The 14,325-nt window shown below is 70.6% G+C and carries 19 protein-coding genes; 13 read left to right on the forward strand and 6 right to left on the reverse strand.

All coding sequences use genetic code 11. The features are described 5' to 3' along the window. Nucleotides 1-29: 29 nt before the first annotated feature. From ACPEH2_RS01945 to ACPEH2_RS01955, 3 genes are all read left to right on the forward strand, one after another. Nucleotides 30-2,390, forward strand: a complete 2,361-nt coding sequence (locus tag ACPEH2_RS01945; protein ID WP_423718112.1) for a glycoside hydrolase family 65 protein — start codon at nt 30-32, stop codon at nt 2,388-2,390. 83 nt (nt 2,391-2,473) lie between these two features. Next, the gene (locus ACPEH2_RS01950) at nt 2,474-3,787 is read left to right on the forward strand and encodes a DUF222 domain-containing protein (RefSeq protein WP_423718113.1); all 1,314 of its coding nucleotides are present in this window, start codon (nt 2,474-2,476) and stop codon (nt 3,785-3,787) included. Between the two features lie 373 nt (nt 3,788-4,160). Continuing rightward, the gene (locus ACPEH2_RS01955; RefSeq protein ID WP_423718302.1) at nt 4,161-4,985 is read left to right on the forward strand and encodes an oxygenase MpaB family protein; all 825 of its coding nucleotides are present in this window, start codon (nt 4,161-4,163) and stop codon (nt 4,983-4,985) included. Nucleotides 4,986-4,993: 8 nt separating this feature from the next. Here ACPEH2_RS01955 and ACPEH2_RS01960 read toward each other — a convergent pair whose 3' ends face one another. The 4 genes from ACPEH2_RS01960 to ACPEH2_RS01975 are packed head-to-tail and all read right to left on the reverse strand — an operon-like array spanning nt 4,994 to nt 6,511. Next, on the reverse strand, nt 4,994-5,383 hold the full coding sequence (locus tag ACPEH2_RS01960; RefSeq protein WP_366213391.1) for a DUF2510 domain-containing protein: 390 nt from the start codon (nt 5,381-5,383) through the stop codon (nt 4,994-4,996). 39 nt (nt 5,384-5,422) lie between these two features. Then, the gene (locus ACPEH2_RS01965) at nt 5,423-5,692 is read right to left on the reverse strand and encodes a hypothetical protein (RefSeq protein ID WP_423718114.1); all 270 of its coding nucleotides are present in this window, start codon (nt 5,690-5,692) and stop codon (nt 5,423-5,425) included. A 30-nt stretch (nt 5,693-5,722) separates the two neighbouring features. Beyond that, a complete protein-coding gene (locus ACPEH2_RS01970) occupies nt 5,723-6,163 on the reverse strand; it encodes a hypothetical protein (protein WP_423718115.1) in 441 nt (146 codons plus the stop codon). Between the two features lie 51 nt (nt 6,164-6,214). Next, complete coding sequence (locus ACPEH2_RS01975; protein ID WP_423718116.1) at nt 6,215-6,511, reverse strand: rhodanese-like domain-containing protein; 297 nt, start codon at nt 6,509-6,511, stop codon at nt 6,215-6,217. A gap of 65 nt (nt 6,512-6,576) precedes the next feature. On the opposite strand from ACPEH2_RS01975, the gene ACPEH2_RS01980 reads away from it, so the two are divergent. The 6 genes from ACPEH2_RS01980 to ACPEH2_RS02005 are packed head-to-tail and all read left to right on the forward strand — an operon-like array spanning nt 6,577 to nt 9,928. Further along, nucleotides 6,577-7,461 carry a hypothetical protein gene (locus ACPEH2_RS01980; RefSeq protein ID WP_423718117.1) on the forward strand — a complete coding sequence of 295 codons (885 nt, stop codon included), beginning with the start codon at nt 6,577-6,579 and terminating at the stop codon, nt 7,459-7,461. A 44-nt stretch (nt 7,462-7,505) separates the two neighbouring features. After that, nucleotides 7,506-7,658, forward strand: coding sequence for a hypothetical protein (locus ACPEH2_RS01985; RefSeq protein WP_423718118.1), 153 nt, complete (start codon nt 7,506-7,508; stop codon nt 7,656-7,658). Beyond that, nucleotides 7,655-8,524 (forward strand): aldo/keto reductase, encoded by an 870-nt coding sequence (locus tag ACPEH2_RS01990; protein WP_217532528.1) that lies wholly within the window; start codon nt 7,655-7,657, stop codon nt 8,522-8,524. Before ACPEH2_RS01985 ends, ACPEH2_RS01990 begins: the two co-directional genes overlap by 4 nt. 40 nt (nt 8,525-8,564) lie before the next feature. Continuing rightward, on the forward strand, nt 8,565-8,885 hold the full coding sequence (locus ACPEH2_RS01995; RefSeq protein ID WP_423718119.1) for a hypothetical protein: 321 nt from the start codon (nt 8,565-8,567) through the stop codon (nt 8,883-8,885). A 40-nt stretch (nt 8,886-8,925) separates the two neighbouring features. Then, nucleotides 8,926-9,090: a hypothetical protein gene (locus ACPEH2_RS02000; RefSeq protein WP_217532526.1), complete on the forward strand. Its 165-nt coding sequence runs from the start codon at nt 8,926-8,928 to the stop codon at nt 9,088-9,090. Between the two features lie 37 nt (nt 9,091-9,127). Then, nucleotides 9,128-9,928 carry an MOSC domain-containing protein gene (locus tag ACPEH2_RS02005; RefSeq protein ID WP_423718120.1) on the forward strand — a complete coding sequence of 267 codons (801 nt, stop codon included), beginning with the start codon at nt 9,128-9,130 and terminating at the stop codon, nt 9,926-9,928. On the opposite strand, the gene ACPEH2_RS02010 is transcribed toward ACPEH2_RS02005, so the two are convergent. Continuing rightward, on the reverse strand, nt 9,866-10,369 hold the full coding sequence (locus tag ACPEH2_RS02010) for a hypothetical protein (protein ID WP_423718121.1): 504 nt from the start codon (nt 10,367-10,369) through the stop codon (nt 9,866-9,868). The two genes, ACPEH2_RS02005 and ACPEH2_RS02010, sit on opposite strands and share 63 nt — an antisense overlap. 140 nt (nt 10,370-10,509) lie before the next feature. On the opposite strand from ACPEH2_RS02010, the gene ACPEH2_RS02015 reads away from it, so the two are divergent. The 4 genes from ACPEH2_RS02015 to ACPEH2_RS02030 all read left to right on the forward strand — a co-directional run bounded on the left by ACPEH2_RS02015 (nt 10,510) and on the right by ACPEH2_RS02030 (nt 12,504). Further along, a complete protein-coding gene (locus ACPEH2_RS02015) occupies nt 10,510-10,794 on the forward strand; it encodes a hypothetical protein (RefSeq protein WP_254632365.1) in 285 nt (94 codons plus the stop codon). Nucleotides 10,795-10,867: 73 nt separating this feature from the next. Continuing rightward, on the forward strand, nt 10,868-11,302 hold the full coding sequence (locus ACPEH2_RS02020; RefSeq protein ID WP_423718122.1) for a hypothetical protein: 435 nt from the start codon (nt 10,868-10,870) through the stop codon (nt 11,300-11,302). After that, complete coding sequence (locus tag ACPEH2_RS02025; protein WP_184216259.1) at nt 11,302-11,517, forward strand: helix-turn-helix transcriptional regulator; 216 nt, start codon at nt 11,302-11,304, stop codon at nt 11,515-11,517. Before ACPEH2_RS02020 ends, ACPEH2_RS02025 begins: the two co-directional genes overlap by 1 nt. 3 nt (nt 11,518-11,520) lie before the next feature. Next, nucleotides 11,521-12,504, forward strand: coding sequence for an NAD(P)-dependent alcohol dehydrogenase (locus ACPEH2_RS02030; protein WP_423718123.1), 984 nt, complete (start codon nt 11,521-11,523; stop codon nt 12,502-12,504). Nucleotides 12,505-12,531: 27 nt separating this feature from the next. Here the strand turns inward: ACPEH2_RS02030 and ACPEH2_RS02035 are convergent, their stop codons facing one another. Next, nucleotides 12,532-14,256: a hypothetical protein gene (locus tag ACPEH2_RS02035; protein WP_423718124.1), complete on the reverse strand. Its 1,725-nt coding sequence runs from the start codon at nt 14,254-14,256 to the stop codon at nt 12,532-12,534. Nucleotides 14,257-14,325: the final 69 nt, after the last annotated feature.

Here is a 14,325-nt window from a genome sequence, read left to right on the forward strand (position 1 = left end):
GAAAAGACACCGTGCTTTACCGTGACTCCATGACCCGCCCCCTGCCCTTCGACGTCGCGCCGTGGAGCATCGGCCTCAGCGGCGTCGACGTCGACCGCCTGTCGCATCGCGAATCCGTCTTCGCTCTCTCCAACGGGCACATCGGCTGGCGTGGGCTGCTCGACGAAGGGGAGCCCCACGGCGTTCCCGGCAGCTACCTCAACGGCGTCTTCGAGGAGCATCCGATGCCCTATGCCGAGGACGGCTACGGCTACCCCGAATCGGGCCAGAGCGTCATCAACGTGCCGAACGGCCAGGTCATCCGCCTCACCGTCGACGACGAACCCCTCGACATCCGCGAAGGCACCCTCCACGACCACGAGCAGCACCTCGACTTCCGAGCCGGCACCCTGGAACGCACGCTCACCTGGACCTCGCCCGCCGGCAGCACTGTCCGCGTCCGCTCGAGCCGCCTCGTCTCGCTCGCCCACCGCTCCGTCGCGGCCGTCCGGTACGAGGTTGAAGCCATCGACGGCCCGGTCGCGATCACCGTCCAGTCCGAACTCGTCGCGAATGAACCGCTGCCCGAGCCGCACCCCGACCCGCGCGTGCAGGACATCCTCGAGACCCCGCTGCGCAGCGCGGGCAGCTTCGTCTTCGGCAGCGCCGCGACCCTCGTCCACGAGACCCGCAACAGTGGGATCGGCGTTGCCGTCAGCATGGACCACCTCGTGTCGGGCGCGACCGCCGAGGTCCGCACCGCGGCATCCGACGATCTCGCCCGCACCACCATCCGCGCCCGCCTCGCAGCCGGCGAACGGCTCGAGGTCGTCAAGATCGTCGGGCACGCATGGGCGACCGGGCTCTCGGCACCCGCGCTGCGCGACCGCGCCGAAGCCGCCGTCGCCGACGCGATGCGCGACGGCTGGAGCGGCCTCGCCACCGCGCAGCGCGAAGGCCTCGACGACTTCTGGGCCTGCGCCGACGTCCGCGTCGACGGGCAGCCCCGACTGCAGCAGGCGGTGCGGTTCGCGCTGTTCTCGGTGTTCCAGGCGGCCGCGCGCGCCGAGCAGCGCTCCGTCCCCGGCAAGGGGCTGACGGGCGCCGGCTATGCGGGCCACACGTTCTGGGACGTCGAGGCCTACGTTCTGCCCGTCCTCACGACGACCGCACCGGATGCCGCGCGAGAAGCCCTCCGCTGGCGCCACGCCACCCTCGACCACGCCCGCGACCGCGCGCGCCAGCTGCACCTGCAGGGTGCGGCGTTCGCGTGGCGCACCATCGACGGACGCGAGTCGTCGGGATACTGGCCCGCCAGCACCGCAGCGTTCCACATCAACGCCGACATCGCCGCCGCCGTCGTCCACTACATCCGCGCGACCGGCGACGTCGACTTCGAACGCGACGCCGGGCTCGAGATCCTGATCGAGACCGCCCGCCTCTGGCAGTCCCTCGGCCGCACCGACGCCGACGGTCGCTTCCACATCGACGGCGTCACCGGCCCCGACGAGTACACCGCCCTCTACGACGACAACGTCTTCACGAACCTCATGGCCCGGGCGAACCTCGAAGCCGCCGCGGATGCCGCGCGTCGGCATTCGGATCTCGCCCGTGCTTTTGGGGTCGACGACGGCGAGATCGGCGGGTGGGTGCGCACGGCGGGCGCGATGCACGTGCCGTACGACGAGGAACGCGGCGTGCACCCGCAGGCGGCGCGGTTCACCGAGCTGGAGCGGTGGGACTTCGAGACCGACACCCCCGGCGACGAGCTGCTGCAGGAGCGCTACCCGTACGTGCAGCTCTACCGCAAGCAGGTGCTGAAGCAGGCTGACCTCGTGCTCGCACTGTTCTTCTGCACCGACGCGTTCACGGCGGACGAGAAGGCGCGGGCGTTCCGCTACTACGAGGCGCTGACCGTGCGCGACTCCTCGCTGTCGGCGGCGATCCAGGCGGTCGTCGCCGCCGAGGTCGGGCACCTCGGGCTCGCGGCCGACTACCTCGCCGAAGCCGCGACCATCGACCTCGACGACCTGCACGGCAACGCCGAGGACGGCCTGCACATCGCGTCGCTCGGCGGCATCTGGACGGCGCTCGTCGCCGGCTTCGGCGGCATGCGCGACACGGCCGACGGATTGCGATTCGCCCCTCGGCTGCCGGAGCAGCTGACCGGTCTCGCGTTCGGCATCCGCTGGCAGGGGCGCACGCTGCATCTCGAAATCGGGCCGGATGCCACGACCTACCGCGTCAGTGCCGGAACGCCGCTGACCATCCGGCACTTCGACGAGCCCGTCGAGCTGACCTCCGGCGCAGATGTCACCGTGCCGACACCGCCGCTGCCGGACCCGGGGGAGCGCCCCACCCAGCCGAAGGGTCGCGAGCCGCGGCCGTTCGCCGAGGCGCTCGCGGAGTGACGCTCGGCGCGGTCTGATCTCGCTCGCCCGCTGTCGCCTCGGCATCCGAAACCGATGTCGGAGGCCCTCACCACAATGGGAGTATGACCACCTGGCACGGCACGATCGGCACGCGGGAACGCCTCGCGCCCCTCGCCGACATCGCGCACGAGGCGGTCATGGCCGAGAAGCTGCTCACCCGGGCGCAGATCGTGCAGCTGCAGGTGCTCGCCCGCGCGGGCGAGCTCGCCGAGCAGCAAGCCGCCGATTCGCCCGCCCGCGTGCAGGCGCACGACATGGCGCTGCGGGCGATCGCCGCGGAGCTCGGTGGGCTCATGCACCTCACCGACCGCGCCGTGCAGCGCCGCATCACCCGCGCCCGCACGATCGTCGAGGACTACGCCGCCTCGCTCGCGGCGTGGCGCGCAGGCTCCATCACCCGCGCGCACGTCGACATCATCGTCGACGCCGGCGCCGAACTTCCCGCCGACATCCGTCTGCCGTTCGAAGCGGTCGCGATCCAGCGCTGCCGGCGCGACACCCCCAACCGGGTACGTGCCGAGATCGAGATGCTCGCCCTGCAGATGCACCCGCGCACCTTCACCGAACGACACCAGGATGCCGCCGCCCACCGCGCTGTGCGCCTCGTCCCCGGCCGCAACGGCATGAGCGACGTCGTCGCCACGGTGCCCACCGTGATGGCCGAAGGCATCCACGACCGGCTCACCCGCCAGGCCCGCGCGATCATCGACACACGCACCGAACGCTCCAGCGACGTCGTCGACACCGATGGCCGAACCATCGACCAGGTCCGAGCCGACGTCTTCGCCGACCTGCTCCTCGCCGGCACACCGGCCCTCGACGACACCCGCGACACGACCGCCGGCCCGCTCGGAGCCATCCGCGCCCACGTGCAGGTCGTCATCCCCGCACTCGCGCTGTCCGGCACCGAGGTGCCGTGCGACCTCGTCGGACGCACCCCCATCGACGCGGCCACCGCGCGGCGCCTCGCCGGCGACACCCCCTCGTGGGAACGCCTCGTCACCGACCCGGTCACCCATACGGTGCTCGCCGTCGACACCTACCGGGTGCCACCTCCGCTCCGCCGCCACCTGCGCGCCCGCGACCAGCACTGCCGATTCCCCGGATGCCGCGTACCCGCCATCCGCTCCGAGATCGACCACACCCATGACCACGCCCTCGGTGGGCGCACCGAGAAGGCGAACCTCGCCCATCTGTGCCAGCGGCACCACTCGATGAAGCAGTTCACCGCCTGGAGGGTGCGACAACTCGGGGGTGGCGTCCTCGAATGGACCTCACCCCTCGGCAGGATCTACCGCGAAGACGCCCCCACCCCGGCCGTCGCGTTCACCCCTGCCAGGCGACCCCCGCACAGCCACGAACCGGCGCCGTTCTGATCAGGGCCGCCCCGACCGCGCGCACGGAGCAATGCGTCGACGTCGACCGGCTCCGCACGGCGTGAGCCATCCCCACACGTTCACGCCAAGCGGCATCCGTCGATGGTGTCGCGCGGGGGCGGTCCATCCCCCAGAAGTCACGCCGCACGGCATCCATCGTCGTTGTCGGGCGATGTCAGCGTAGGGACACGCGTCAACCGCTCGCGATGGGGAGTCCTCCCCATTGTGTGGCTACCAGGCAGCCTGATCCGGCCCGGTCGCGCCACCGCGATGGCACGCTGGAAGGGTGACGTCCGCACCACCCTCGGCCCCACCGCACCCGAATAGACTCCGCGCCCGCCTGCTCACCGCCCTCGCGGGCGACCCGACCGGAATGGCGCCGTACGTCCGCGCCCTGGCCGAGGGCGACGACGCCGGACACTTCGCCGAGAACGGCCCCGCCTGGACGGTTCACGCCGGTATGGGCACCCTCGTCGCCGGCATCCGCGCGCTGCTCCTCCAAGCCCTCCACCCGGGCGCCCTCGCCGGCGTGCACGACTGGTCGCGCTACCGCGACGACCCGATCGGCCGTCTCACCGGCACCGTCCGGTGGGTCGTCACCCTCACCTACGGCTCGACGCCACAAGCGGATGCCGAGACGGCCCGCGTCGGCAGATTCCACCGCCGCGTGCAGGGCGAGTTCGTCGCCGGTGACGGTTCGACACGCGCCTACACGGCTGAGCAGGAAGACCTCGTCCGCTGGGTGCACCTCGCCTTCACCGACGCGTTCTTGCGCAGCCATCAGGCCTACGGCGGTCCCATCCCCGGCGGCCCCGACGCCTACGTCGCCGACTGGGCCACCGCCGGCCGACTCATGCGCGTCACCGACCCGCCCCTCACCGACGCCGCCCTTCGCGCCGAGATCGACGGCTACCTCGACCGCGGCGAACTGCGCCGCGACGAACGCGTCGACGACGTCGTCCGGTTCCTCAAGAAGCCGCCGTTCACCGGGATGATGGGCGTCGCCTACCGCGTCCTGTTCGCCGCCGCGGTCGCGACGTTCCCACCCCGCATCCGGCGGATGCTGGGCCTCCGCCGCTCGTGGCTCCCGGTGAAGACGGCGACCCGCCTCATCCTGCGCGTCACCGAGCGCGCGCTCGGGTCGGGACCCCGCGCGCAGGACATGGCGCGCCTGCGGCTGCGTCGGCTGGGCCGGTAGCCGACCGCTCAGACCAGCTTCTCGAACACCATCGTCGCCTGGATGCGGTCACCGCCGCCGAAGCCCGTACTGCCCGACGACGCCGTCGTGATCGTGTGCAGGCGATACCCGAGCGCCGCCTGCCGGTTGATCGCCGCCTCGAGCTCGACGAGGTTGTTCGACCCGGCGCCCCACATCTTCTCCTTCAGCACGACCTGCAGCACGACGTAGCTCATCCCGGCCGGCGCCTGCCGCGGCTGCCCGCCGGCGACAGCGTCGGCCTGCGCCTGCGCGATGAAGCCGCCGAGACCACCCTGCGGGGGAGGGGCGGGCTGGGTCTGCTCGGTCCAGGCCGTGCCGTCCCACCACCGCATCGTGCCCGAACCGTCGTCGTACCACCCTGCTGCCGTGTCGCTCATGTCGTCACCGTAGTGGCCCCGAACGTCCGCGGTGAAGAGTCAGGCGCCTCCGGGCGCGCCGATCAGCCACGCCATCAGGGCGATCGTCGAGATCAGCCCCGTGATCGCCGCGACCGCGCCGAGCGACCCGCCCGTCAGCGCGAGCGGCTTCGACTGGCCGCGCGTGAGCGCGAACACCCCCAGCGCGAACGCCGACAGGCCGAGAAGCAGGCCGACCCACGGGATGAGTCCGGTGAGGAACGCGAAAATGCCGACGATCAGCGTCGTGATCGCGAGCCCGTTCTTGGGCGTCGTCTGCGGCTGCGTCATCGTTCCCCGTTCCGTCGCGGCCCTCCCACGCTAACGCGAACCACACCCCACCGATGCCAGGATGGGCCGGTGGCCGAAGCCGTGGACGCGCTCCAGAATCACCCGGGTGACGTCGAGTACCCCGTCCGCTCCCGTCGCCGGTACACCCGGGCCCTCGAGGCGAAGCGCAAGGCCGATCCGGCCGAGATGCGCCGTCGCGCCCTCCCGGTGACGCTGATCGCCGCCCCGTTCGGCATCGCCGCCTTCGTCCTGTCGTTCATCTGGGACGTCACCGAGCTCGGTCGGCTCGCCCTGCTCGTCGAGCGCGTAGTACCGCTGCCGGATGCCGTTCGCATCGAGCACGCGACGACGGATGCGGGCGGTCACCGCGTCGTCTCCGCCGAGGCGGCTCACGATGCCGTCGTTGTCGACCGGATCGCCCGGCAGGTACCGGCCGAAGCCGGTCAGGTATGCGGACGCCGTCGATGCCATGCGTCCGACCCTAGAGGGTCAGCGTGGACGGACCGGGGTGTTATCCCCGAGTCACTTCTCGACGGGGCGCCCCTCGGCGATCCACGAGCCCGTGCCGCCTTCGACGTTCGTCGTCTCGAGTCCATGGTGCTCGAGGAACGCCGCCGCGCGGGCGCTGCGCCCGCCAGCCTGGCAGATGAGGTGCAGGTCGTCGAGCTCGCGCAGCTCGTCGACGTGATCGGGCACCGTCGCGAGCGGGATGTTGCGCGCGCCGGGCACGTGGCCGGCCGCGAACTCGTCGGGTTCGCGCACGTCGATGATGTTCTCGGGGGAGGCCTCGGCCAGCTGCGCCGTCGTGATGGAGTGCATCCCTCGATGCTCGCAGATCAGAGCGGATGCCGGGCCGCGGCGTCGGCGATCGTTACCCTCGGATCATGCCGATCCGCTCAGCTCTTCGTGCCCTGAACGATCCGACCTCGATCACCCACGGCGTCGTGTCGTCGTGCGTCGTCGGTGTCCTCACCCTCATCGACCCCCGCCGTCTCACGGTGGGGCAGCGCCTCGTCTACCGGCTGGCGAACGCTGGGCTCGCCGCCTGGACCGTCGGCGTCGGATTCCGCAGCAGCGATCCGAGCGGCGCCGTGCCGCCGGTCGGGCGGGCGGCGCTCGTCGCGGGCGCCGCCGGTGCGGCCCTCGGCTTTGCCGATGCGGGCGAAGCGGTGGACGCCCGCGTGCAGGACGCGATCGCGCGCACCGGCGCCCGGCATCCGCGCCGTTGGCTGGCAGCCGGGGGGACCGTCCTCGCCTTCGGCTCGTGGTGGGCGAGCCGAACCCTCGACGCTCTGGAGGACGAGGACACCCCCGAGGTGCACGAAGCCGCCGTCGACCTGCCGGAGGACGTCCGCGCCCTCGCCGCGCATCTGCTCGCCGTCACCGATCTCTTCGGCGCGCCGGAGCTCCGCGCCCAGCTCGCGCATGCGCAGCGTCTGGTCTTCGACGACAGCGACGGTGGATTCTGGCCGGTCGCGCAACTCCAGGTCGACGTCGACCTGCCGCGGGCGGTTCCGGCGGACGCGACGTTCCCCGTCGTCGGTCGGTTCCGCGCCCTGGGCGATGTCACCTTCGACGTGCGGCTCGTGGTGACGGACGGTGTGCTCGCGAGCCTCTTCGTCGATGAAGGCGGCAACTGGACGCCCGAGCAACGCGACGCCTGGTACGAGTCCGGCGGCGACCTCGGAGCGCTCGGCGGCTGGCCCGCGCTCGGCGACCTGGAGATGCTCATCGAATCGCCCGAGGGGCTTCGCCCGATCGGCGCCTAGACGGCAAGGTCGGAGCCGGATGCCGGCCGCGATAACGTTCCCTCATGATCCCGATCGAGCACCTCGTCGCCTTCACCGCGGTCAAGATCGTCGGCGCCGCGTACCTCGTGTACCTCGGGGTCCAGGCCATCCGGCACCGGCGCGAAGAGCTGACGCGGGAATGTTCCGGCGCCTCGATGCGCTGGAACCCGGCATGACGAACACCACGAAGCCTGCACAGTCGTCCGGCACGTTCCGCATCGGCGGGGAGCTCGAGGTGAACCGCCTCGGCTACGGCACGATGCAGCTCACCGGTCCCGGTGTCTGGGGTCCGCCCAAGGATCACGACGAGGCCATCCGCGTCCTCCGCCGCAGCGTCGAGCTCGGCGTCAACTTCTTCGACACTGCCGAGTCCTACGGCCCGTACGTCGCCGAGGAGCTCCTCAAGGAAGCACTGCACCCCTACGCCGACGACGTCGTCATCGCGACGAAGTCCGGCCTCACGCGCACCGGCCCCAACGTGTGGCCGCCGCTCGGGCGCCCCGAGTTCCTGCGCCAGGGTGCCGAGATGAGCCTGCGGCGTCTCGGCCTCGAGCGCATCGACCTGTTCCAGCTGCACCGCATCGACCCGAAGGTCCCGCTCGAGGACCAGGTCGGCGAGCTGAAGGCGCTGCAGGACGAGGGCAAGATCCGCTACATCGGCCTGTCCGAAGTCTCCGTCGACGAGGTGAAGGCCGCGCAGGAGATCGCCGAGATCGTCACCGTCCAGAACCTCTACAACCTGCAGCACCGCGACGCCGAGGCCCTGCTGGACTGGTCGGAGGAGCAGGGCATCGGGTTCATCCCGTGGTTCCCGCTCGCGACCGGCGGTCTCACCGGCGCCGACTCGCCGCTCACCGACATCGCCGAGCGCAAGAACGCGACGCCGGCGCAGATCGCGCTCGCCTGGCTGCTGAAGCGTTCGCCGGTCATGTTGCCGATCCCGGGCACGTCGAGCGTCGCGCACCTCGAGGACAACCTGCAGGGTGCCGTCATCGAGCTGACCGACGAGGAGTTCGCGGAACTCTCCGCGCTCGGCAGCTGACCCCCTCGCGTCACCCGCCCACCTCTGCAAGGGTGGGCGGGTGACGCATTCCAGTGGGCAGCCCGTCGTCCGTATGTGGACGGGCGTCGTCCGCACCGAGGACGAAGGCCGTTACGTCCAGTACGTCGAACGCACCGGCATGGACGCGTATCGCGCGACACCCGGGAACCTGGGTGCGTGGCTGTTGACCCGGGACCTGGGCGACGGCCGGACCGAGATCACCACCCTGTCGCGGTGGGAGAACTTCGCCGTCATCGCGGCTTTCGCGGGGGAGGACATCGAACGCGCAGTCTTCTATCCCGAGGACCACGAGTTCCTCCTCGAACGCGACGAGCGGGTCCGCCACTACCGCCAGACGTGACCCGTATCTTCCGGGCTCCATCGCGCGTACGGTGGGGCCTATGTGGACAGTGCTCATCATCTTGCTCGTCATCTGGGTGGTGCTGTCGATCGTCGGATTCGTGTTCGAGGGCCTCTTCTGGTTGGGCCTCATCGGAATCGTGCTCTTCGTCGGCACCATCCTCTTCGGATTGATCCGGCGCAGCGCCGCGAAGAAGAAGGCCTGAGCGGGCGGCATCCGCGTCGGTGGGGCAGGGTAGAGGCGTGGCCGTCGTCTCCGAGCTCTACCGCTATCCCGTCAAAGGGTTCACGCCCGAGCCCCGCACCGAACTCCGCGTGCAGGACGACGGTCGCATCGCCGGTGACCGTGTGCTCGCCTTCCGCTTCGCGGATGCGACCGAGCCCGAGGATGCCGGTGGCCTCGAGTCGTGGCCGAAGAGCAAAGGGCTGTCGCTCATGGACTTCCCCTCGATCGCGCGCGTGCGCGCGGTCTTCGACGCGCAGACCGGTCTGCTGCGACTGAGTGAGGACGGGCGGGTCCTGGCGGAGGCGGGCCTCGATGAGGCGGGACGGCACGAACTCTCGGCGGCCGTCACCGCGTTCGTCGAACGGTCCGCGGACGCGCGGCTGCTGCAGCGCCCGGGCGTGCTGCCCCTGCACCTCGTGGGAGACGGTCGCACCGCGCGGTTCCAGGATCGCGCCCGCGGCTACGTGTCACTGCACGGCGCGGAGACCGTCGCAGACGTGGATGCGGCGACGCCCGCGCCCGTCGACAGTCGCCGCTTCCGCTCGAACATCGTCGTCTCGGGGATCGCGCCCTGGGCCGAGCTCGACTGGTCCGGTCACGTCCGCATCGGCGGGGTGCGGTTCGAGGTGCAGCGTCCCATCGGACGGTGCGCCGCGATCACCGCGAACCCCGACGACGGACGGCGGGATGCCCGTCTGCTGCGGACCTTGACGACCGAGTTCGGCCAGAGTGAAGCGACCCTGGGGGTCCTGCTGCTACCCGCGGACGGCGGCGGAGTCGTGCGTGTCGGCGACGAGGTCGTCGTCGAGGCGGGCTGACCGTTCGAACGAGACCGTGGCGGCCAGCGTGGCCACAGCAGCGGCGCGGTCATTCTCCCGCGCGGCGAGGTCCATCGTCTGGGTCTCGACCTCGGCTTGTCGCGCGCGCAGATCGGTGCTGATGTCCGCGAGTCGATCGGCGAGGAAGACCGCGAGGCCGTCGTGGAGCTGTTCGAGCGTCGTGCCGTGGATCTCGAGGCGACGGTCGGCCACCGTCAACGTGACCGATCCGTAACCGGCGCCCGCCAACAGTCGCGCGGTGTCGTCGCCCACGATCTCGTCGAGTTCGGCCTTCTCGGGGCGCCGGTCGAACACCGCCTCGACGGTGTACCGCTCGGGTGCGGCCTGCGTCATCAGTCCGGCGGGAAGGGACCCGACGAGGACCGACCTGAGGCCGAGGACGTCGGCGGTGCCGCGTCCCGATTGCGTGTGTGTGCTCATCTTCGGACGTTACGCCCCTCAGATGTGCACCTCACAGGTTGGACCGACCGGCCCGACCTCGTCGTCATGTCCAACGCCTTCACCCTCGGCCACACCGTAACCGGGCAGGACCTGTCCGCCGACGACCTCATCACCGGGGAGTGAGCCTCGCCGCGTGCTACACGCCCACGTCCTCGCCCCGCGCGTGCGACAGCGCCGTCGACGGCGCCTGGCGCGCGATGGAGGAAGCGTCGGAGTCGTTGGCGACGACCGCCGGCGACCACGCGCTGTCGTCGCTGCCGTTCACCTGCGCCGACGACGTCTGTCCGCCCTTCGCCGGAACGATCCCGACGAAGTACGACCAGACTCACCTCACCGTCGCCTACGCCGAGCACATCGCCCCGGCCCTGCAGCAGGCGCTCGACGCGATGGGGCTCCTCGAGTAAAGAATTCTTGACACGTTGCGGATCGTCGTGTCATCCTTCTGATGTCAAACATTCCTGACATCGGAGGTGCAGCATGGCTCGTGAGGAACGCGCCGCGTGGGTCGGACTCGTCGTCTCGCTCATCGCCATCGCGGTCTACGCCGCAGTCGTCGCGGGGCGGGCGGCATCCACCCCCCTCCCGGAGGTCGAATGGCTCGGACCCATGCTCTGGACGATCATCGGCGGCATCGTCGTCTCGATCGTCGTCACGATCATCTGGGGTGTCGTCGCTGAGGGCGGGTCCCTCCGCGGCGAGAACGCCGCCGACGAACGCGACCGTGCGATCACGCAGATGGGCGACCGCGTCGGTGTCGCGTTCCTCGTCATCGGCGGCGTCGTCGGCATCGCCCTCTGCGCGATCGACGCCGCCCCGTTCTGGATCGCGAACACGCTCTATGCGGGCTTCGCTCTCTCGTCGGTCGGCGGCGGCATCGCCCGCGTCGTCGCCTACCGCCGCGGGCTCGTCTGATGGTCAAGCCGACACGCGTCACGAACGCCATCCGCGAGCTGCGCACCGACCGCGGGCTCACCCAGGCCGACCTCGCCGGCGCCGTCGGCGTGACCCGCCAGACCCTCATCGCCATCGAACAGGGCAAGTACTCGCCCTCGCTCGAGATGGCCTTCCAGATCGTCCGCGTCCTCGACGTCCCCTTCGACGCGGCCTTCCAGTACCCGGAGGACTGACCCATGACCGACACCATGACCGTCTGGCGCCAGCGCCGCTACGGTTCCGCCGACGCCGTCCGCCCCGAGACCGTCCCGGTCCCCGCACCGCGCGCCGGCGAGGTCCTGCTTCAGACGGATGCCGTCGCCCTCAACTCCGGCGACATCCACCTCATGCGCGGTGAGCCGGGACTCGTCCGCGTCGCGCTCGGCCTCCGCGGACCGCGCATCCGAGGCCGCGGCATGGACGTCGCCGGCACCGTCCTCGCCGTCGGCGACGGCGTCACCGAGTTCGGCGTCGGCGACGCCGTCGTGGGGTCGGGGCGCGAGACCCTCGCCGACCGCGTCGTCGTCTCCGCGAAGCGACTCACCCTCCTGCCCGAAACGGTCGCGCCCGCGATCGCTGCGACCCTGCCCATCGCCGGCAACACCGCCGTGCAGACCCTCGACGCCTGCCGCGTCGGCTCCGGCGCGCGCGTCCTCATCGCGGGAGCGGGCGGCGGCGTCGGCACCTTCCTCGTGCAGCTCGCCGCCGACCGCGGCGCCGAGGTGTGGGCGACGTGCGGGGAGCGCGCGCGACCCGTGCTCGACCGGCTCGGAGCCGCCCGGACGTTCGACTACCGCGCGCTCGAACTCAGCGACCTGCCCCGCGGCAGGTTCGACGCCGTCGTCGACATCGCCGGCGATCCGCCCCTCGCGGTCCTCCGCGACCTGCTCGCCCCCGGCGGCACCGCTGCCCTGGTCGGTGGCGACGGGCATCCCTTCTTCGGACCCTTCGGACGCATCCTGCGCTCCGCCGTCACCCGCGGGCGGTTCCGCCCGATCACCGCCGTCACCCGCACCGAGACGACGGCGCAGCTGGTCGAGCTCGCGGCATCCGCGCGTCTCACCCCGCACCTCGAGCGCACCTTCCCGCTGTCGCAGGCCGGCGCCGCCCTCGCCTACGTCGAGGCGGGCCGCACCGTGGGCAAGGTCGTGGTCGTCCGCGACGGACTGCTCGACGTCTGACGCCGGGTTCGGGGACGAGGCCGTGCCTCAGATCCCGGCGTATCGCGCGATGTAGTCGTCGTCGGGGGTCGATGACCGGCGTCGGACCGTGAACGCTCGCCCGAAACCGGTGTCCCAGTCCATCCACGTCGTCGACAGTTCAGGGCCGGCGATCACCGACCCACCGAAGGACAGAACCGCCGACTCGGCCGCGGCCTCCCAGAGGTGCTCCTCGATCCCGGCGGTGTCGAAGGCGACGAGCCGCTCACGGTCGGCACCGTCGACTCTCACCACGGCGCGTGCACTGGTGAGAATGGGGTACCGCCGATCGCTTTCGTCGAAGAGTTCCGACATCTCATCTTCGTCCTGTGAGCGTCGGATCTCGGAAGAGAACGCCGTGATGATCTCGATCGATTCGCTCTTGTGCCGCAGTATGCCCTGACCCAGGTGGACGACGACGGCGGCCATGTCCAGATTGGCCGGTCGTGTCCACGACGCCGGGTCCGCAAGACAGGTCTCGAAGTTGTCGCGCCCTCGTCCGATCAAGGACCCCACGACGGCGAGTTCCTCTCCGTGAAGTGTCCGGTCCGACGCGATGATCGCTCGCGCAGCGGGCAGCGCCCGCGCCGCAAGCAGACCCAGAGTTTGCGTCCAACGCAGGACGAAGTCCTCGCCGCGCGCGGCCAGTTCACGTTCGAAACGGCGATGCTTCGTGACACCGTCGAAGCGACCGTCGAAAACTTCGAGACGAGGCCAGAACTCCTCATCCGGCAGCGGCTCCATATCCCTGACGTCGAGGGTCTCCGGACGGGCTCTCGGCGCCCACCTGTCTGCGTTGCCGGCGAACCATCCGTCGATGTCGTCCCGGGCTGCACGCGGGATCGGAGTGTCCCAGAGGAGGAGGGGGCCGGCGGCATCGCCGGCGAACGCGCACTGGTCGATGAGACGCTCGACCTGTGGTGGCGTCTTCGTGTCGAGGGAGGGCGAGGTCACCCGGATCCAGAAGTGCTCTGATCGCGTGCGCGCCGTGCGAGTGAACGTCCGGTACGCCATGCCCGAGATGGGACCACGGAGCGACTCGTCGGGCTCCGCAGTCTCGTCGAACACAAAATCCCGGAAGTCCGACAAATGCCACGGGTCAGGGTCGTACGCGTCTGCGGCCGCGGCGCGCGTGCGCGCGAGTCCTGGCAGGGATTCTTCGAGGTCAGCCATCGACGGAAACATCCCGCGGTGTTCGCGCAGTTCGATCTCGTCCACGTCGCCCATCGACAGGAGCGGCGTGAAATCGTTGCTCACGACCCCCGGTTCCCACGCGAAGGAGCGCAGATCACGCAGGTGGCGAACGAACTCGAGGGAGTCGGCGCTCGTCCTGCGGTCCGTCGCTACACCGACCTGCAGATCTCGCAAGGCCGTCAGGGTGCCGATCGGGGCGTAGTCCCGGAGCCCCGCGGCCCCCTCGATTCGCAACGTCTGGAGACGACCGAGCGCCATCAGCGGTCGAAGATCAGTGAGCGACGTCGCCCAGCCGATGGAGAGCGTCTCGAGCTGCCGCAACGCCCCGATCACGGACAGATCCATGTAGCGGCCCCGCTCGACGCGCAGGTCGACAACGTTCGTCTGGGCCGACAGAGCCCTGACCATGCGGTCGTTCGACCACCCCGCGAGGTGCAGCTGCACGATGGGGCGTGGCGTCCGGAGGAAGGTTATCCATTCCTCGAGCACAGCGAGCTGCTCCGTGCGCGTGCCGGTGCTCGACCACATGATGATCGACACGCGATCCTGTCCTGCATATTCATGGGGGCGCTCGAGACACGGGACGTCATCGTCGAGAGTCCAATCGTG

Origin of the sequence: Microbacterium sp. NPDC064942 (genome assembly GCF_049545525.1) — a bacterium.
Classification (GTDB): Bacteria; Actinomycetota; Actinomycetes; order Actinomycetales; family Microbacteriaceae; genus Microbacterium; species Microbacterium gawkjiense.